We start from the raw sequence: 19,055 nt of genomic DNA, 5'->3' as shown, positions 1-19,055 counted from the left end.
AGGTTTATGTAGCAAACCCTTTGCTACACAATTGGCAGGGTCCTGATTCTTGTAGCAATTAGCAGGGTTATTTTTTCCGGCGCAAGGTCTGCAAGGCGCCGGTCGAATACAGCGCTGCGCCCATCAGCACGGGCTGGAAGAATAGCCGGGCCAGCCGCTTGGCATCGGTGTCGAGGCCAAAGGCCGAAATGTGGTGCGTATACTGGTGCACGTTGCCCGGAAACACCGCCGCATAGAACGCCGCCAGTCCAATGCCCATGCGGCGCCGGTTTTTGCCTTTCAGCAAGAGCAAGGCCAGCCCCAGCGCAATTTCAACCACTCCCGATTGCAGCACCACGGTGTCCTTGTCCAGCGGCACAAAATCCGGCACCTGCGCCTGGAATTCCTGCCGCACGAAGGTGAGGTGGCCAGTGCCGGCAAAGACCATAAAGGTGCCCAGCACGCCGCGGGCTACGTTTTGCAGAGTGGTGGTGTGGAGTTGGTGCGGCATGGCTTGCGGGTGGGCTGGCTGAAAGCCTGAGTATACGGCGGGCCGGCGGCTGGGATACGCCGGAGGGTGTCGGCAGCCGGGCTACTGCAATGATGGGGTGTTGGTAGAGTCGGGGGCTAACAATCCGTGCTTCAGCGCATAGAGTGCCAGGGTAACGGCATTGGGCGTGTTGGTTTTTTCCAACAAGCTTTTGCGATGGCCCTCCACGGTACGGTCACTAATGAAAAGCTGCTCCGCAATTTTATTAGTAGAGTAGCCTTTGCATATCAGGGCCAGCACTTCTATTTCGCGGGGAGTGAGCGCAATAGCAGCCGACTGAAACGACGGTTGTTTGGGGCTGCTGGCGTGCAGGCCGCGCGCCATTGCCTTGGAAATACTGTCAGTGAAATAGTATCCGTCGGTCATCACCGCTCCAATAGCCGTGCTGAGCAGCTGCTTATCTACGTCCTTGGGCAGGTAGCTGCGCACGCCCAGCTTAAACATATGGGAGATAAAATCATCAGTCGAGTGCATGGAAAGCACGATGATTTTCAGGCTGGGATGCGCTTCCAGCAGGCGCTTGGTGGCCTCTATGCCGTTGATGTCGGGCATTTGCAGGTCCAGCAGCAAGATGTCGGGTACCTGCTGGGCAAACTGGTCCAGTAGCTCGCCAAAAGTGGCTGCCTCCTGTACCTTCGTATCAAAATATAGACTTTGTAGGATGTACATGATGCCCTGGCGGAACAGCCGGTGGTCATCAAGAATCGAAATAGAGATGGGAGGTAGAGCAGCCATGGCCGTAAAGCTAGCAGCTTAGCCCAAAAGAGGCACTTCTACGCGCACACTCGTTCCTGTAAGCGCAGCCGATTCCAGGTGCAGCGACGCGTCGAGCAGGCTTACCCGGGCGGCCAGGCTTTTCAGGCCCAGCCCACCTTGGCCGCCCGCCTGCACGCGGGCGTAGTCGAAGCCGCGGCCATCGTCTGCCACTGTTAGGACCAGGCTGTGTGGCAGCTGCCGCAGCTCCACCGTAACCCGGGAAGCCCGGGCATGCTTCAACGCGTTGTTGAGAAGCTCCTGCACAATGCGGTAGAGCGCCAGCTCGTGTGCGTAGGACAGGGGCGCCGCCAGCTCAACGTGTACCGCCACCCCGTTGGGGAAGGCATCGGCACATACCAGCCCTAAGTTGTGCAGGGCTTTGCCCAAGCCAAACTGTGCCAGTACGGCAGGATGTAGGTTTTGGGAAATATTGCGAATATCCTGCAACGAGTTACCGATAATTCCCTTGATAAGCGCAACTACCTCTTGTTCTTTGTCAGTAGCCGAAGTAGCGTCTTCCAGCTGGGCCATCAATACTTTGGCGGCCGAGAGCGATGAGCCAATTTCGTCGTGCAAGTCACTGCCGATGCGCTCCCGCTCCCGCTCCTCGGCCTGAATAGCCGCTGCAAACACTTCCTTTTGGTAAGCCCCCTGAATGGTTTGCAGGGCCAGCTGCTGGCTCACCAGCTTTTTCTGGTAAATCAGAAAAAAAGCCACTAGCGCCAGCGCCAGCAGTAGCATCACCACCACGCCCCCATACAGCAGCCCTACTTCTTGTTCGATGGACTTATCCACAGTGCCCACGCATATAATCCATAAAGCACCATGTACAGCCAGGCGTGAATATCCCACATTTTCAGGCTCAGTGCCTTCGAATACTGGATAATATAATTACTTGAAATAAAGATAAACACATTGCCTGAAAAGTATAGCAGCAGGCCCACCGAAATCCAAAACAAGGGCTCGCGCTCGAGGTGCAGAATAGTCAGCTCCCGGATGACTTTGTAGAAGTACAGCAGCACGAGACCCAGCACCAGCAGGCTCTCGGCGAAGCGCTGCCCGGTATTGAACCGGGCCAGCCCCGCCGGCTCCGCATAAGAAAGGAGGGCCACCAGCGAAAAAACGCCGACCACAGCCGGTACCCAGCGGCTCACGGCCGAAGGCCACAGCGCCTGCCGGTAAACCCAGGCCAGCAGACCGAACTCCACCAACGTGTCGAAGGGCAGCACAAACAGGTTGGACTGTTGCTGCACGGCTCGCACCCGCGTCAGGATTTCGATAAGTAACGTGAACCACACCAGAACAGCCAAATAGCGCAACGGCGGGCTTAGGTGTCGGAAGCGCACCGCCGCCATTGCGCTGGCAACCACCACGGGCGCCAGCGAGGCCTTGAGCACGGGATATAGGATGGTGCCTGCCATAGCTGCAAGGGCGTCAGCCGGTAGCTTTTGCTGCTAAAGCGGGTGAGGAATTACGACAAAAATTATTCATCCTTTGATGGTTATCTTAAAAAAAATGCCGCTTGTAGGGCAGGCCACCCCGTAGCGTACCCGCTCCCCTCTGAAACCACGTTCATGATTTGTTCTGCACAAGCTGCGAATGGCTGCTGCTAAGCTCTGTCGATTATCCCACAGGCGGGTGGGCAGGGGTTCGCAACGTCGTAGTAGACCCGGTCAGCAGTCAGTGTAATGGCGCCCGGAGCATCTGCATCCGGTTCTACGTGCCGGGTCAACACGGTGTCAAAGAGTCGCTTGTTGGGTTCTTCAGCTCCTCGCTCGGGATGAAGGGAGAAGATGAGCCACAGGGCGGCAGGGGCTGGAGACGCTATCGCATCTTCGAAATCTGCTACGTCGTGCGTGTAGCCCCTCAGCGGTTCGTCCATCGTTTTGAAAAAGCCAATTTCCAGGCCGTTTGCTGGCAATTCACCCCACCCATTTATGTTGTCACAAGCCTTTTCAAAGCAGATAGGAGATACTATCGTTGCGCAGCCTGTTATAGCGGCGGCCTCCCCCGCTGTCCCACTCAGCTGATAGCCGGAAGCAGGGATGTCGTTGGCGTCGTCGCTGTAGAATACCAGGGCAACGCTTTGTCCCGTGCCCGACTCACGGGGGACGAGGGCAAATCTTGCGCAAATCTTCTTCGGCTTAGACTCCACCAGTTTTACAACTTGCTCATGGCGCAGGTACACGTAGTTCAGGCGGGTGTCATTGCTCACGAAGCAGGCGTGGAGCGCGTCGACAGCATCTGCAGCTACTAGCTCCCGCCAGCTTGCGGTGTAGGCGGAGAATGCATCCGGGGAAATCTCACAGGGGAGAACGGCGTGTGGCATGATGAAAAAGGGAATGGTTAAGGGCCTAAATGTAGGCTGCCCTTTCCCAGTCGTCAAACAGCTCCGTTCCTCTTACATGCGTGTATGCCAGGGCGCTTCCGGCGAAAAACGCTCTGTGGTTTCGCCAGGCCGCCTCCCCCGTGAAACTACGCGGTAGCAAAATCAGGTAGTTTCCACGGGGTATATCAGGGATACCACCTGATTGTAAAAGTCAAGGGATTTCACGCTAGAAAAGACGGCTGACAGATGCTCCCTTTGCATTGTCTATTTCGGGCATCAAACCGCTTTAACACCTTTTTTCTCACCTTTTTTCTGCGCGTAATGATTACTTCTTCCTCATCACCCGGCAGCGTCGTTCTCGCCTGGAATAACATTTACCTTGATGTCGTGCGGCGCATCGGCGGGGCCCCCGGCCCATTGGCTCGCATTGGCGGCCTGATGCATCTGGCCATGTACGAAGCAGTAAACCGACTAACGCCGGCAGCGCATTACCCAGCATTGATTGACGACAACCTGCTGTCGCTGCCCACTGCCGGCATGCCCGACCCGGCTACCAGTGCGGCTTACGCCGCCTGCTATGCCCTGACGACGGCAGTTGAGGACTATGTGACAACGACCAAGCAAATGCAGGGTGGTGTCCTCAATCCCTTCGACCCGTTCCAGGTGCACCCGGCGGCCGACCCGCACACGCTGGGTTTAGCCGTAAATACTGGTGCGGTTACCACGATTGATACCGCCGCCTCGGAAGCATACGGCAAGGCCATTGCCGAGGGGGTGCTCAAAGCCTACCCGGCCGATACCGGGCTGAGCATGGACGTCGACCCACCGCTTGACCCGACCCCCGGCGAGTGGCGCGAAACCGGCTCCGGCCCGGCGCTGACGCCTCAATGGGGCACGGTGCCGCTGTTTTTGCTGGCCTCGCAACCGGCCACCGACTACCTGCCCACAACAATACCCAATAACCTGCTTTCCTATCCGGCCCTGCTGGCTTCTCCCCTGTACGCGGAGCAGGTGGCCGAAGTAAAGCTGCTTGGCGAAGCCCATGCCGCCGCACGCACACCTGAGCAAACAGAAATCGCCTTTTTCTGGGCCAATGACCTGAACGGTACGTCCAAGCCGCCGGGCCAGCTCTACACCATTGCGCAGGACGTGGCCAAGCAACAGGGCACTCCTCAAAACCTCCTCAACACGGCCCGGCTTTTTGCCATGGTGGGCACGGCAATGGTCAATGCATCCATCGTGGCCTGGCAGGCCAAGTATTTTAATCCTTCGGCTCAAAGCCCCCTGCGCCTGTGGCGGCCCGAAACGGCTATTCAGTTGGCCGACACCGATGGTAACCCCAGCACAGCTGCCGACCCAACCTGGCAGCCCCTCTCGGCAACGGTGAGTGGCACCCGCTTTTCCCCGAATTTTCCGGCCTACGTCTCGGGGCATTCCACATTCGGGGCGGCGTGGGCCGTAGTGATGCAGGCGTTTTATGGCCGCGATGACATCTCCTTCACGGCCACAACTGAAGACCCGCACGCCTTCCGCGACGAAAATGGCATCCGCCGTACCCGTCATTTCAGCTCCTTCACCCAGGCGGCGCTCGAGAACGGCCGGAGCCGCGTGTACCTGGGCGTGCATTACCAGTTTGATGCGAACGGGGGCTATGAGATTGGGACGAAAGTAGGGGAAGATACCGCCAAGGTATTTGCCGACGTGCCGCGCCAGGGGTAACCCGATGCCCGAGTTGGGGCATCATTCGCCTGCCTGGTCAATCCGCTCAACATTTTCTTTCTCTGCATCATGGAACCTCTTCCTACTCCTGTGCCGATTGCCGAAAGCCGCAGCCGGTACGCACTCATTATAGCCCTGATAGGACTGCTGATTTCCGGCATCCTCACGGCTTACCTCGCTCATGCCAGCACTACTGTGTGGACGGCTGCCGAAATCACTTCCCTGGTGGGGCAGTTTATCGGCATTGTGGGCACGCTGGTTGGGGCTTTTCTGGGTGTGCAGGCGGCCACGGCTGGCCAGCAGCAGGCCCAGGCCCAAACCGAAGCGGCTACCCAGCGCGCCGCTGCTTTGAAAAGCCGGGTTGACAACATGGATGCCCTGCTAACCCAAGCTCAGCGGGAAACCCTGCGGTAGGCAACGGTTGCTTTTCGTTTAACTTTTAAACTTCCTCCAACATGAAAAAGATAAGCTACTACTACCTGTACTATACCCCCAAAGGCACAGGATTGGTCGTTTTCCGGCTAGAAAATGACGCCACCGATTACTCAACGGGGCCTCTCTCATCGAATGAGCTTGCTGCTGTAGCAGCCGTGCTGGCCCAAAGCAATATCAGCTATGACCCTACCCAAAAGACATTTGGGGCATTTGACCGGGATGATGAAGAACACCCGTTAACAAAATTTATGCGGCCTGCTTGATTTCAGCTATTTCACTATGAAATACTTCTTGATATTTGGCGCGTTGTGCTGCTTCCTGTCTTCTTGTGTTAACACCAAGTACATATACCGCAGCAATAGGCTATACAGTCTGAATGTCACCTTTCCAGCCGGTGCACCACCGCCCCCGCCAGCAGGAACGGTTCCTACGTTGAGTCAGAATTTGGTCACTTATTCGCCTGCTGCAGGGTTTAAGGCATCTATCACGGAGAAGGCCGATGGCTTAATCATAACCCCTCAAGGTGCAGCACCATCCGTCGGAAGCACCACCGCTATTCCAACCTATTCTATTCAGGGATTCAAAGCAGAGAACCTTGGCAAAATCTATTTTCCCGAAACAACCCTTGATGTCAGTGCTACAGGAATACCGAGCTATACAAAATTGAAGTACTTCGATTCAAAGCCCGTGCTACAGGCACTCTCTGTTCCGCTTCGCATCCGGCCCAAACTCAATAGCTCCGCGCTGGCCGACTCCTTTCCCCAGCAAGCCGAAACCAGTGTGAACGTGGGCATTGCAGCGGGGTGGAAATTTACTCACAATGTATATAGTGCTACTCAAGGCCTGTTTGGGCAAACGACCAATCATTACTCTCTCTCTCCAGGGTATTTTATTGGCTTAGGTGCTACCGACCTGAAAAAGACCAATACCAGAGGTCCCAAAATCCCGTTTGAGCGGAAAGCAGCCATGTTCACCAATGGGTTTTACCTGATGCTAGGGATTAACACCATCAACATTGGTGGAGCCATCGGATGGGACCATGTGCTGGGCTCGTATGACGAGCGACAGAGCTGGGTCTACCAAAACAAGACTTGGTATGGGTTGATTGTAGCGCTTGATATATTGAAATAAGCTGCCCTGCTTAGACCCGGTTTTAGGTTGGTATATGGATGGAATTGGCCGTTCCGGTCCAACTGTGGAGCCGTCTGGTTGATGGACGCGTTGCCTGTGCCGCTGCAACGTCGTTCAACATCGTCGTTCAACATCGTCGTTCAACGACCACTGGTCGGACGGCTGCGCCGTCGAACCGGGCAACGGACGCCAACCTAAAAACCGCTCTCATTTGTATAGTGACTTGTGTCCTGCTGCCGGGCGTCAAATACCAGCGTCTTGTGCACACAGAAGCAGGCGGGTCTGAGCTAGTATCAATACCGGCGGCTTCTCAGAAATACAACTGCTTACGAATGTGTAGAAGCTACATGTCAGGGCAGCCTTTCACGCCAGAGGATTCCCCCGGGTTCGCCGGATTGTGGGCCGACGACGAAGCTCAAGAGGGAATCGGAGTTAGCCAGCTTGCCATACACCGTCCTACGTTGAAATTGTCATGGGCTTGATATATGCCTTGATTTATAAGGAGATACATTGAATTATTGCTCGTGTCCTGACTATCAGCGTGCTCTATTGATTAGGGCCCATTGCTAATGGGCGGCCGACCCAATACAAAGGCCTGCATTCAGTTGAATGCAGGCCTTTGTATTGGGTCGGGCTTACGCAGAGGCTTTCTCGTAGTGTTTTAGCGTGCCGTGCAGCAGGTGCCTTTCCCCGGTTTACAAGCTTGGCTGGTGTAGTCTGATGGCGGCACTGTCCGACCGGAGAATGCATACTGACCCAGGAACTATCCTAGTGCGCCTCTAGCCAGTTGCGCCCGGTGCCCACCTCCACTTCCAGCGGCACGCCGTGGGGCAGCAGCAGCGCCGTGGTCATCAGTTCCTTGATTTTGGGGGTGATGTAGGTCACTTCCTCCTGCACGGCGTCGAACACCAGTTCGTCGTGTACCTGCAGAATCATGCGGGTCTGAAGCTTCTCCTCGCGCAGCCAGTGGTAGATGTTAATCATGGCCATCTTAATGATATCGGCGGCCGTGCCCTGGATGGGAGCGTTGATGGCGTTTCGCTCGGTGTAGCCGCGCAGCGTGGCATTGCGGGAGTTGATGTCGCGCAGGTAGCGGCGGCGCTTGAGCAGCGTTTCGGCGTATTCCAGCTCGCGGGCGCGGTTGATGCTGCCGTCCATGAAGGCCTTCACCGACGGGAATTCCTGGAAATAAGTCTCGATGATGTCGGTGGCTTCCTTGCGGCCGATGCCGATGCGCTGGGCCAGCCCGAAGGCCGAAATGCCGTAGATGATGCCGAAGTTGACCGTTTTGGCCTTGCGGCGCATCTCGCTGTCCACGTCTTCGATGGGCACTTTGAACACCTTGCTGGCGGTGCTGGCGTGCACGTCGAGGCCCTGACGAAAGGCTTCAATCATGGTTTTATCACCCGAGAAATCAGCCATGATGCGCAGCTCTACCTGCGAATAGTCGGCCGCCAGCAGCACGTGGTTTTCGTCGCGCGGTACGAAGGCTTTGCGGATTTCGCGGCCCTTTTCGGTGCGGATGGGGATGTTCTGGAGGTTGGGGTTGGTGCTGCTGAGGCGCCCGGTTGCGGCCACTGCCTGATTGAAGTTGGTGTGCACGCGGCCGTCGACGGGGCTCACCAGTTGGGGCAGGGCTTCCACATAAGTACTGCGCAGCTTGGTGAGTTGGCGGTATTCCAGAATGAGGGCGGCAATGGGGTTGTCGGCCGCGAGCTGGCTCAGGATTTCCTCCCCGGTGGCGTACTGGCCGGTTTTGGTCTTCTTGATTTTGCCCTTGCCGATGTCCATCTTGTCGAACAGCACCTCGCCTAGCTGCTTCGGCGAGCCGATGTTGAACTCCTGCCCAGCCTCGCGGAAAATCTGGGTTTCCAGTTCTTTAATGTACCCTTGCAGCTCAGCCGAATACTCGTTCATGGCCCCAGAATCAATCCGAATGCCCTCGTACTCGATGCTGCTGAGCACCGGCACCAGCGGGTTTTCCACGTCGTTCAGCAGGCCCAGCAAGCCCAGGTCCTTCAACATGGGCTCGAAGACGTGCTTGAGCTGCAGGGTCACGTCGGCGTCTTCGCAGGCGTAGTCTTTCACCCGGGCGGGCGGCACGTCCGCCATCGTGATTTGCTTCTTGCCTTTGGGGCCGATAAGCTCTATAATGGACACCGGCGAATAGTGCAGGTAGGTTTCGGCCAGCACGTCCATGTTGTGGCGCATGTCGGGCTCGATGAGGTAGTGGGCCAGCATGGTATCGAAGAGCGGCCCGCTGATTTCCACGTTGTAGTGGCGCAGAATGGTGAGGTCGTACTTGATGTTCTGGCCGATTTTCAAAATATTCTCCGCCTCGAAGAAGGGACAGAACTCATCCACAATGGCTTGGGTAGCGGCTTGGTCGTCGGCCAGCACGGGCACGTAATAGGCCTCGCCCGGCAGCCAGCAAAAACTCAGGCCCACCAGCCGCGCCGTCATGGTGTCGAGCCCGGTGGTTTCGGTGTCGAAGCTGACTTCAGCCTGTTGCAACAGGAAGCCAAGCAGCGACTTGCGCAGCTCGGGTGTGTCCATCAAGTGGTACTGGTAGGGCACATCTTCCAGCCGTTTGCGCGGGCCAGAGGGGGCGCCGTAGCCCGCCGTTTCGCCTTCTTCCGCGCCAATGGCCACGGCCTCATCGCCGGGGTTGCCAAAGAGCGAGGCCTGACCGCCGGGTACCAGTTTGGGCCGGCGCGTGGGTGTGCTGCCGGGCGCGGCCACGCTGGCCGGCGTGCGCTGCGGGCCCCCACCGTTCAGGATGCGCGCGGCCAGCTGGCGGAATTCCAGCTCGTCGAACAGCTCGCGCAAGGTGGCTTCATCGGGGGCATCGAGCACCAGCTTTTCCGGTTCAAACTCCAGCGGGACGTTGACGTGGATGGTGGCCAGTTCCTTGCTCATCAGGCCCTGCTCGGCAAAGTTGCGTACGTTTTCCTGCTGCTTGCCCTTGAGCTGGTCCGAGTTGGCAATCAGGTTTTCGACCGTGCCGTACTGCTTAATCAGCGCCTTGGCCGTCTTCTCGCCGATGCCAGGGATGCCGGGAATGTTGTCGCTCGCGTCGCCCTGCAGGCCCAGGATGTCAATCACCTGCTCCACGCGCTCAATCTCGAAGCGGGCCAGCACGTGGGCCACGTCCAGAATCTCGGCCGCGTTGCCCATAAAGGCCGGGCGGTAGATTTTGATGTGGTCCGTTACCAACTGGCAGTAGTCCTTATCGGGCGTCATCATAAACACCTCGAAGCCGTCCTTTTCCGCCTTCTGAGCCAGCGTGCCAATCACGTCATCGGCTTCAAAGCCATCCAGCATGAGGATGGGGATGTGGAAGCCCTGGATAATTTTCTTGATGTAGGGAATGGCGATGCCAATGTCCTCGGGCATGGCTTGGCGCTGGGCCTTGTAGGCGGCAAACTGTTCGTGGCGGAAGGTCTTTTTCGGACCGTCGAAGCACACGCCAATGTGGGTGGGCTTCTCCTTTTGCAGCACCTCCACCAGCGTATTGGTGAAGCCGAGCACGGCGCCCGTGTTCATGCCCTTAGAGTTGATGCGCGGGTTTTTGCTGAACGCGAAGTGCGAGCGGTAGATAAGGGCAAAAGCGTCGAGCAGAAAGAGCTTTTTGGGGGCGGCGGTGGCGGTATCAGACATAGAACGAAGGTACGGAACCGGCCAATCGTATGGCTGATATCGGCGCAGCTTTATTATGCAAAAAGGTCCTGATTGCGTCGAAAAGCGCAATCAGGACCTTCGGTATGAGCCAGTGCTGCTATAGTGCCGGTTTCACTTCCAGCACAAAGCTGTGACTGCCCGAGAGCCCATTGGCCGCCAGCCCCTGTAGCACCACGAGGTAGCGCCCGGCCTGGTCGCCGGTGTAAAAATCCACGGTTTTGGCGTCGGGGCCGGTGCTGATATTGGGGTTCCAGTAGAGCAGGTTGCGTAGGTCGGGCAGGCGGCTTTGCTGGGCCTGCGGCGTGTCGTAGCGCGGCGCGTAGAACTCGCGCTGGCGTTGCACGCCCTCATAGCGCTCCACCAGCACGCGCGGGTCGAGCGGGAAGTCTTCCAGGTCGCCCTTATAGGTGGTGAAGCTCACAATGCCGTTGTAGATGGCCGAGCCGTGGAAGTAGCGGCTGTCGACCACGTCCAGCTTGCGAATCTTCAGCGGGTTCATGGCCATTATTTTATTGATGTTGAACACCGGCACGCCATCCAGCAGCACCATGGGGTTTTCCTGGAGCACGGTTTTGTTGATTTTGTCCACCACCAACAAATGGAAGCCGTCTTTGCGAATGCGGACCACCACGCCCGGCACGTATTCCCGCAACACTTCCTCCAGCACCTTAAAGCGGGTGTACTTGTCGAGCAGATACGTTTCGTCGGGCTTGCCAAAAAAAGCCATGCTATCTACTGGCTCCAGCGCATACCGGCTGCGGGACGTGCCTGCGAATACCGTTTGCACCTGGGCCTGAAAATGCCGCTTGGCGTAGTCCGTCTGAAAGCGCGAATTCAAGCCAAAAGGCATTGGCGAGGGTGTCGAATACCGGGCTGAAAACGGGTCGAGTACCGTTATCTGCACTGTGCTGTCCTGCATCGGGTCGGTTTGCAGCATGACTTCCCGGGGCCCGGCGAGCGGACCCAACTCGAAGCGTACCACACCTTGCGCATCACCTGTCGAATTGGTGAGATGGGTGAGGCGGCTGGGCGATGCGAGATATGTAATGACGTTGGTGCGCGGCTGGCGGGTACCGGCCCGCGTCAGCTGCGCCTGGAGCACCGGGCCATACGGCTCGGGCAGGTACGCAAACGGCTTGGGGGCCGCCAGCACCTCTTCCCACCGAAAGCGGCTCCAGCCCTGCGTCAGCATCAGGTTGTCGGCAGCTTCGGTGGCCTCCGGGCCGGTTGCGGTGAAATAATAATTGGGGTTTTCAACGGCCCCCTGCAGTTCGGAGGTAAGGTGTAGGTAGCGGTCGATGCCCACCGGGGCCACCCGGCTGAGGGAATCGAGGCGGTACACGGCCATCGATAGTTGGGCCGCCAGCGGTGTTTGGGGGCTGGTAGTGCTCACCTGCACCGTCACTTTTTCGCGGGTTGTGTACTGCAGCTTGTCGGCGCGGGCCACAATGGCAAGGGCTTGCGGCGCAGGTCGGAAATACAGCCGCTCGCACACCGGCTGCTGCTCGGCATTGAACAGCGTGAAGTGCGAAACGCCATCCAGCAGGGCCCGTTTGCTCACCACCAGCTGGCCCTGGCCTTCCACCAGCTGCAGGCGCGTGGCCAGCGCTACCTGCTGGCGGGAGTGGCCCAGCAGGTACACCGTGGCGGGCTGGGTGCCGGTGGCATTTACCGTCAGGGTCAGTTGCTCAGGTCCGGAGTCTTCCAGTCGCAGCACATAGCCTTGCTCAAAAACTGCGGGTAGCTTATGGCTGACGGTTTGATGGTTGGCGAGCGTGACGATGGCCGTGTACGTATCCGGACCCGCCGCTGGGGTGAAGGCAAAGCTGCCCATACCCAGCCGAGCGGTGCGAAACGTAGCTACCACCGTCCCGCTTTGGTTAAGAACCTTGCCTTCAGCCGCCGCGCCATGCCCAGCCTTATCGGTGATTTTGAATGCCACCCGACTGCGCAGGCCGCGCACCAGGTTACCGCCTTCGGGGAAAAACCGGGCATCCGCGGCGGCCGAGTCTTTGCTGCTCGCTCCAGAAGCCGCCGCGGCGTTAATCACCGTTACCGTAGTGTGGAAGTAGGCCTCGGGGCTGAAGTTTTTCATCCAACTGGTGTAGGCGCGCACGGTATAGTTGCCCGCTGGCAAAGAGGCCGGCAGCACAAACGAGCCCTGTCCCGTAGCCTTAGCCAAGGCCACTTTGCCTTGCAGTACGGGGCGCTGGCTGGCATCCAGCACTTCCACATAAGCCACGCTGCTAAGGGTCAGCGGACGGGAATAAGTGGCATCTACAGCATAAGCCTTGAACCACATCGTTTCCCCGCTCAGGTACAAGGGCCGGTCAAGGTGCAGAAACAGCTTTTCCTGGGGCCCGCGCCGGTTGTAGCGCAGCAGCTTGCCCGTAATACCACCCAACGAATCAAGCGGCGCGGTCTGGGCCACGGCCGGTCCGGCTATGGCCAGGCTCAGCAGCAGGGCCGCACAGGTGCCAATACTCAGCGGGTGCTTGCAAATGGTTGGTTCCATAGCAAAGAGTGCAGGGATGTAAGTTGTTGCCAATTTGCCGGGAAAAATCAGGGCCAGAAGCTGGGCTTGACGGAAGTGCCGCGGGTACGGCAGTCGATGCAGTCCTTGGACTTAGCAGTGTAGCCAATGAGGACCCCCCGCTGGCTGTAAAGCTCTTCAATTGGTAAAAAAGCCCCGCCGGCGAAGGCGCCTTGTAGAATAAAGGCTGGGTTTGGCGGTGGAGGAGCCGGCCGGTCGATGAAAACACTGTCCGGTGGCATGCAGCTTTCGTAGCCAGTGCGTGGCCGCCAGTTAGCGGGCAAATCTTGCCGACGAATGAAAATCCGCCGCTGCGACAGGGAATGCGCCCCGATAAAACCCAGCGTAATCTCATCCGGGCTGCTGATGCAGTGCACATTGCCGGTTAGCTGGGCCGGTTGAGGGTCAAAAAGAGAGCCGATGCTTTCAGTGTTTTTACGCAGCAGTTCCCAATAGGCATACTCTTCCCGAGTAAGAGCATATTGCTGGACTAAAATGCTGTACTGGCTGTTGAGCAGGTCCGAATTGATGGGCAATAGCCGGAGCCGGAAATCCGATACGATATCCTGGGTCAGTGCCGTGGTTTTGTCAATCTGGATGATAGTCGATGCAGCATTACCCCAACAAATGCTGGGGTACGGTACCACAATGTCGCGCATGCGGTTATTAACGTACTCGACGCTAGGCCGGTAAATGGGGTTAATCTCCCAGGTCTCGACATATTCCCAACGGTAGTACTGCGTGGCGTTGGTGGCATCATGGGCATTGACATAGATGCTCAGCCCGTTGTTATCAGTTCGCCAAGGCAGGGAGTCAATGGGCGGGGTGGTCTTGACAGGTACATAATCCGAAACGTACTCCCTGCCTGCTAAGGTGTTGATGTGCAGTCGATATTTCCTCGCGGTGTTTAGTGTGTGCGCAACCGAAGCATAAGTGCCCTTCACGCTGCTTTCGGTCAGAAGCTGGCGGGTGCCGGCTTCGTCCTCGATGTACACGGTGGCTCGGGTTTCAACTGGTACGGCCGCTTTCGATGCCACCGCATACGTTCGTGAGAGCTTGATAGTGGTCACCCCCTGGCTGTTAATAAAGCCATCAACCACCAGATAGCTTGGCGGTGAGGTAATGACGTCGGGCATGTAGGGGTCGGTACACCCGGCCAGCCACAGCGCCAAGACGCTCAGGAAAGCCCAACGGACCGGAAAAGTGAACGTGCGCATAAGCTAGAACTTAAAATTGTAGGTGACGGTCGGGATGGGATTGCCGAAAATCGACAGCTGATAGCCCTTGATTTGCCCATTCACCGATTTGAAATAGACCGAATAAGGATTGCGGCGGCCAGTCAGGTTGTACACGCCTACCGTCCAGGAGCTATGGGCCAGCTTTTTCACCTTATGACTGCCCTCTATGTTGATGGCTAGGTCGAGGCGCAAGTAGTCGGGCACCCGGTAGGCGTTGCGGTCGGAGTACAGCACGCGCAGCGAATTGCCGATGTAATACTTGGCCAGTGGCAGCGTGATGGGGCGGCCCGTGCTGTAGTTAAAGTTCAGCGAAGTGCTGAAGCGGCGGCTGAAGCGGTAGTTGCCCACCAGGTTGAAATCGTGCGGCTTGTCGAAGTTGCTGGGGTAGTAAGTGCCGCCGTTCACCATGTCCTCGGTCACGGCAGCGTTCACCTGCACCAGGGAGCGGGAGTAGGTATAGCCCACCCAGCCGTTGAGCTTGCCGGTGAGCTTCTTCACGAAAACCTCTACGCCATACGCTTTGCCCTGGGCGTTGATGATGTCTGTTTCAATGTGGTGGTTGAGTACCAGCGTGGCCCCGCTCTTGTAGTCCACAAAGTCATTGAGGGTCTTGTAGTACGTCTCAACAGATGTCTCAATGGTGTTATTCTTAAAGTTGCGGTAGTAGCCCACCGAATACTGGTCGCCCACCTGCGGCCGGATGTTGTTGTCGCTCAGCTTCCATACATCCGTTGGCGATACCGAAGCCGTGTTCGACAGCTGATGGATGTACTGCCGGGTGCGCGTATAGCTGGCCTTCACCGATGAATGGTCGTTCAGCGAGTACCGCGCCGAGAGGCGATACTCTGGCCCGTGGTAGGTGGCCAGCACTTTATTAGAACCATAGCTAACCGTATCGGTAATAGAGGCTTCGGAGCGCGACTCGCCTGGTGCGTATTGGTACACCGAACGTGGCCCTAGCGCCTGAAACAGCGAGTAGCGCAGGCCTGCCGACACCGAAAAGCGGGGCGTAATATCGAACCGGTCCGATACATAAAGGGCACTTTCCAAGCCGCGCTCCTGGCCCAGCACATCGGGCCGTATCAGCGAGGCCTCGCCCCGGGGCAGCAGGCTGCCAGGGTCGATGACGTAGAGCTGCGAGCTTACTCCAAAGTCCACCGTGTGCCGCGAATTGGGGAAGTAGCTAAAATCGGCCCGCAGCCCGCCCTGGTTGATGGCGTACTTCAGCTGCGAGGCCGTGACGGGGTTATTCTGACTTGTTACATCGTAGTCGTAGTGGCTGTAAGTGCCCGTCAGGACGCCGTAAAGCTGGTTGGTGAAGTTGTGACGCCACTTCAGGGTCGCGGTTTGGTTGGTGTAGTGGTAGGAGGTGTCGCTGGCCAGCCGGAACCGGTCGGAGCTGAAATAGCCCGTGGCGTAAATGGAATTCTTGTCGTTGATTTCATGGCTGATGTGAGCCGTGATATCATAAAATGCGGCCGAGCTTTGGGCAAAGTTCTTGTCATCCAGCTGTTTCAAAATCCAGTCCGAATAGCTGGCCCGGCCACTGACGATGAAGGAGCTTTTGTCTTTCACCAGTGGCCCTTCCAGCGTGAGACGGCTGGTGAGCGGCCCGATGCCGCCCGAACCGCCTATCTTTTTCTTGTTGCCCTCGCGCGTCGTAATGTCCAGTACCGACGACAGCCGCCCACCATATTTGGCCGGAATGGCGCTTTTGTATAGCTCCACGCCCTGCAAAATATCGGGATTGAAGGCTGAGAAAAAGCCGAATAAGTGCGACGGGTTGTAGATGGTCGCATCGTTGAACAGAATCAGGTTCTGGTCGGTAGCACCGCCGCGCACGTTGAGGCCAGTGCTGCCTTCGCCCACTGTCTTCACGCCGGGCAGCGTCATCACCACCCGCAGAATGTCGGTTTCGCCGAAAGCGGTGGGTACCTGGCGCATGGTTTTGATATCTAGCTTCTCCACGCCCATCTGCATGCCCGAAACGTTCTTGTCCTTTTCGGCCTCCACCACCACTTCCTTCAGGGTCACAATGTCTTCCTCCACCTCAATCTCCAGCTTGCCGTTGCCTTGCAACACCACTTGGCGCTTGGTGTTCTTGATGCCCACACCCCGAATTTTCAGGTCGTAGCGGCCCGGTGGCATAGTGAGCGAAAAGGAACCAAACTGGTCGGTACTGGCGCCGATGTTGGGCGATTCGGAATAAATGGATGCTCCAATCACCGGCTCGCCCGATTTCTGGTCGCGGATGTGGCCGGCCAGGGTCACACGGCTGGCCCCGCTGCCGCCAGTGCCAATGGTGTACACTTTGTACTCCGAGACGCTCACCAAGTGCGAGCGGCCGCTGGGGCCAGTTGGTTCAGTTTCCTCTGCTGCCACTGCGGCGGTGGTGCGGGTCTGGTAAAAATCGTCGGCCAGTGCCGGGTTGATGGCGACGTCTTTGGTCACAAACACGCGGTGCTCATCATCGATGGCGAATTTGAATACTGTGTTTTGCAGAGCTTGGTAAAATACCGCCTGCACCGGCCAGGCGCGGGCATCAAGCGTCACGAACAGGCTATCAACTACAGCCGGGTCGAAATAAACTTTGTAGCTGGTCTGGGCCTCTACCTGCCGAACCAACTGCTCAAAAGGCAGGTGAGTGAAGGTGCCGGTTACGGTTTTTTCGGCTTGCTGCCCGTAGCTGGCAAAGCCAAAGAACAGGGAAAATAGCGCCAAAAGCGCAGGGTACACGTGCTTCATTACAACGGCAAAAAACGACGGAAAGGAAACCTGGGCATGCAGAAAGCAGGTGCCTACTGCTTGGGAAGACTGCAGTAGTAAGTTGCTAGCGCCACAATAGAAGCTTCACGCTGGGCCTTGTTGAAACGCAGTTTGTGGTCCTGCAAGTACTTCTGCATCTCCTTACTGCGGTCCGCAAACAAACCCAGAACAGAAGACTTACTGGCCACTGGGTAATAGTGTCCCGCTTTCTGCATAAACAGCTTGTTGGTCTGGGTAAACTCAACGTTGATATAGTTTTGGCTGATGCGTTCCTGCATGCGCTTGCTGCGTCGGGCCAGCACTTGCACGGTACTGTCGAGTAATACCTCGTAGTAGCCCGTCCGGATGACGCTTTGTGTTGCGCTATCGGCAACCAGCCGCGTGAAGCGATGGGTACCAATGGTAAATTCCTGCACCTTTTCGTTGACAAGGCGTAGCGTGAGCGGGCTCTGTGGTGGCGAGACAACTACTTGGTCGCGCACAATATCATAGTTCAGCGGGATGCTATTGAACACATGCTTATTGTAGGCCACGCGGCCCAGCTGGCTCTCGGTGGAGAGGAGAAACTGATGGCCCGTGCGCTCATGGTATGGTTTGGCATAGTCCAGGTATTCGGGGCCGTTATATAGCTCGGGATGCACCACGAAAGCACTGGTATACTGCTGCTGAGCAACGACTACAGCGGTGGCCATATCAACTGGTAGCGTAGTCGTTTGAGCCTTTGCCAGTTGGCCAGATGCCAACAGACCAAGCAAAACCAGTGGGGTAAACAAGTAGGTTTTCATAGAATGAACAGAAGCACAGTGCAGGCGAATACGCTAAGCTATGACGTAAGCTCAAATTCAACTCAGTATCAAGAGTTTCATATATGATGCACAGCCCGTATCACAAGCGGTTAAGCCAGCGCAGGATGCTGGTGAACTGGCCGTTTATTCATGGTGGAGCAAGCCGAAATCGGGCCAAAAGCCCCATTAAGTTAACCGATGAATGTGGCCCCTCGGTCGCGGCAGGCAACATGATAGTCGATAAAGTTACCTGCGGCCAGAAGGCTGCGGCTAGGTTTGCATGGGTTGGCCCCGTGTTTGCCTACCTGCTACCGTGGCTTGAGCCACTGCTTTTCTATATCCTTTGCGTTGTTCCCTATGATTAAGCACATTGCCCTCACACTGTTGGCCCTGACGGCCCTTTCTTTCTCCGCCGCAGCTCAGTTCACCCTGCCCAAAATTGGCAACGTGAAGCTGCCCACGCTGGGCAAAAGCACCACCGGTACCACTGCTCCCAGCGGCGTAAGCAACACCGAAGCTGCCAATGGCCTCAAGGAAGCCCTCATCCAGGGCATCAGCAAAGGGGCCGACCAGGCGTCGCAAAAAGACGGATTCAACTTGAATTCCTTCATTCACATTCCTTTTCCGCCCGATGCTCAGAAAGTGGCTACTACGCTACGCAGCATCGGACTGGGCAGTCAGGTTGATGCCTTTGAACTGTCGTTGAACCGCGGCGCGGAGGATGCGGCCAAGAGTGCCAAGCCCATTTTTCTGAACGCTATCAAAAGTCTGACCTTCACAGATGTGTGGAATATTCTGACCGGTCAGAAGGATGCTGCCACCCAATACCTCAAGCGCACCACCACGAGCCAGCTTAGCACGGCCTTCCAGCCCATCATTCAGCAAAGCCTGGACAAAGTTGGGGCCACCAGATACTATACTCAGCTAAGCACCTCCTATAATAAGATTCCGCTGGTGCAGCCCGTGCAAACCGACCTCAACCAATACGCTACCGGTAAAGCCATTGATGGCATGTTCACGCTCATTGCCCAGGAGGAGGCCAACATCCGCGAAAACCCCGTGGCCCGCACCACCGAGCTGCTGAAAAAGGTGTTTGGCGGCTGAACCGGAGCCGAAACCTGGCGGCTTCGGGCGCGGGGCCGTACACTTGGGG

The 19,055-nt window shown here is 57.2% G+C and carries 15 protein-coding genes; 5 read left to right on the top strand and 10 right to left on the bottom strand.

Going from position 1 to position 19,055, the window contains the following annotated elements; translation table 11 throughout:
• Nucleotides 1-67 precede the first annotated feature (67 nt).
• From J4E00_RS04760 to J4E00_RS04740, 5 genes are all read right to left on the bottom strand, one after another.
• Complete coding sequence (locus J4E00_RS04760) at nucleotides 68-490, bottom strand: hypothetical protein (protein WP_208173889.1); 423 nt, start codon at nucleotides 488-490, stop codon at nucleotides 68-70.
• A gap of 81 nt (nucleotides 491-571) precedes the next feature.
• The gene (locus tag J4E00_RS04755) at nucleotides 572-1,264 is read right to left on the bottom strand and encodes a response regulator transcription factor (protein ID WP_208173888.1); all 693 of its coding nucleotides are present in this window, start codon (nucleotides 1,262-1,264) and stop codon (nucleotides 572-574) included.
• 18 nt (nucleotides 1,265-1,282) lie between these two features.
• Nucleotides 1,283-2,080: a sensor histidine kinase gene (locus J4E00_RS04750; protein ID WP_208173887.1), complete on the bottom strand. Its 798-nt coding sequence runs from the start codon at nucleotides 2,078-2,080 to the stop codon at nucleotides 1,283-1,285.
• On the bottom strand, nucleotides 2,053-2,706 hold the full coding sequence (locus tag J4E00_RS04745; RefSeq protein ID WP_208173886.1) for a hypothetical protein: 654 nt from the start codon (nucleotides 2,704-2,706) through the stop codon (nucleotides 2,053-2,055). Before J4E00_RS04745 ends, J4E00_RS04750 begins: the two co-directional genes overlap by 28 nt.
• A 188-nt stretch (nucleotides 2,707-2,894) precedes the next feature.
• On the bottom strand, nucleotides 2,895-3,614 hold the full coding sequence (locus J4E00_RS04740) for a hypothetical protein (RefSeq protein WP_208173885.1): 720 nt from the start codon (nucleotides 3,612-3,614) through the stop codon (nucleotides 2,895-2,897).
• 321 nt (nucleotides 3,615-3,935) lie between these two features.
• Here J4E00_RS04740 and J4E00_RS04735 point away from each other — a divergent pair, with 321 nt between their 5' ends.
• The 4 genes from J4E00_RS04735 to J4E00_RS04720 all read left to right on the top strand — a co-directional run bounded on the left by J4E00_RS04735 (nucleotide 3,936) and on the right by J4E00_RS04720 (nucleotide 6,899).
• On the top strand, nucleotides 3,936-5,333 hold the full coding sequence (locus tag J4E00_RS04735) for a vanadium-dependent haloperoxidase (protein WP_208173884.1): 1,398 nt from the start codon (nucleotides 3,936-3,938) through the stop codon (nucleotides 5,331-5,333).
• Between the two features lie 69 nt (nucleotides 5,334-5,402).
• The gene (locus tag J4E00_RS04730) at nucleotides 5,403-5,747 is read left to right on the top strand and encodes a hypothetical protein (protein WP_208173883.1); all 345 of its coding nucleotides are present in this window, start codon (nucleotides 5,403-5,405) and stop codon (nucleotides 5,745-5,747) included.
• 41 nt (nucleotides 5,748-5,788) lie between these two features.
• The gene (locus J4E00_RS04725; RefSeq protein ID WP_208173882.1) at nucleotides 5,789-6,031 is read left to right on the top strand and encodes a hypothetical protein; all 243 of its coding nucleotides are present in this window, start codon (nucleotides 5,789-5,791) and stop codon (nucleotides 6,029-6,031) included.
• A gap of 16 nt (nucleotides 6,032-6,047) precedes the next feature.
• Entirely contained in the window at nucleotides 6,048-6,899 is an 852-nt protein-coding gene (locus tag J4E00_RS04720) for a hypothetical protein (protein ID WP_208173881.1), read from the top strand.
• A gap of 768 nt (nucleotides 6,900-7,667) precedes the next feature.
• Here J4E00_RS04720 and polA read toward each other — a convergent pair.
• The 5 genes from polA to J4E00_RS04695 all read right to left on the bottom strand — a co-directional run bounded on the left by polA (nucleotide 7,668) and on the right by J4E00_RS04695 (nucleotide 17,902).
• Entirely contained in the window at nucleotides 7,668-10,559 is a 2,892-nt protein-coding gene (gene polA, locus J4E00_RS04715; RefSeq protein WP_208173880.1) for a DNA polymerase I, read from the bottom strand.
• Nucleotides 10,560-10,677: 118 nt separating this feature from the next.
• Entirely contained in the window at nucleotides 10,678-13,095 is a 2,418-nt protein-coding gene (locus J4E00_RS04710; protein ID WP_208173879.1) for an MG2 domain-containing protein, read from the bottom strand.
• A gap of 47 nt (nucleotides 13,096-13,142) precedes the next feature.
• Nucleotides 13,143-14,330 carry a DUF4249 domain-containing protein gene (locus tag J4E00_RS04705; protein WP_208173878.1) on the bottom strand — a complete coding sequence of 396 codons (1,188 nt, stop codon included), beginning with the start codon at nucleotides 14,328-14,330 and terminating at the stop codon, nucleotides 13,143-13,145.
• A 3-nt stretch (nucleotides 14,331-14,333) separates the two neighbouring features.
• Complete coding sequence (locus J4E00_RS04700) at nucleotides 14,334-17,096, bottom strand: TonB-dependent receptor (RefSeq protein WP_208173877.1); 2,763 nt, start codon at nucleotides 17,094-17,096, stop codon at nucleotides 14,334-14,336.
• Nucleotides 17,097-17,149: 53 nt separating this feature from the next.
• Nucleotides 17,150-17,902: a hypothetical protein gene (locus J4E00_RS04695; RefSeq protein WP_208173876.1), complete on the bottom strand. Its 753-nt coding sequence runs from the start codon at nucleotides 17,900-17,902 to the stop codon at nucleotides 17,150-17,152.
• Between the two features lie 357 nt (nucleotides 17,903-18,259).
• Between J4E00_RS04695 and J4E00_RS04690 the strand changes: the two genes are divergently transcribed.
• Entirely contained in the window at nucleotides 18,260-19,006 is a 747-nt protein-coding gene (locus tag J4E00_RS04690) for a DUF4197 domain-containing protein (protein WP_208173875.1), read from the top strand.
• Nucleotides 19,007-19,055 lie beyond the last annotated feature (49 nt).

This window comes from Hymenobacter negativus (assembly GCF_017571495.1).
In the GTDB taxonomy this organism is placed as follows: domain Bacteria; phylum Bacteroidota; class Bacteroidia; order Cytophagales; family Hymenobacteraceae; genus Hymenobacter; species Hymenobacter negativus.
Note: the sequence above shows the minus strand (reverse complement) of the source record. Positions and strands in the feature narration are given on the sequence as shown.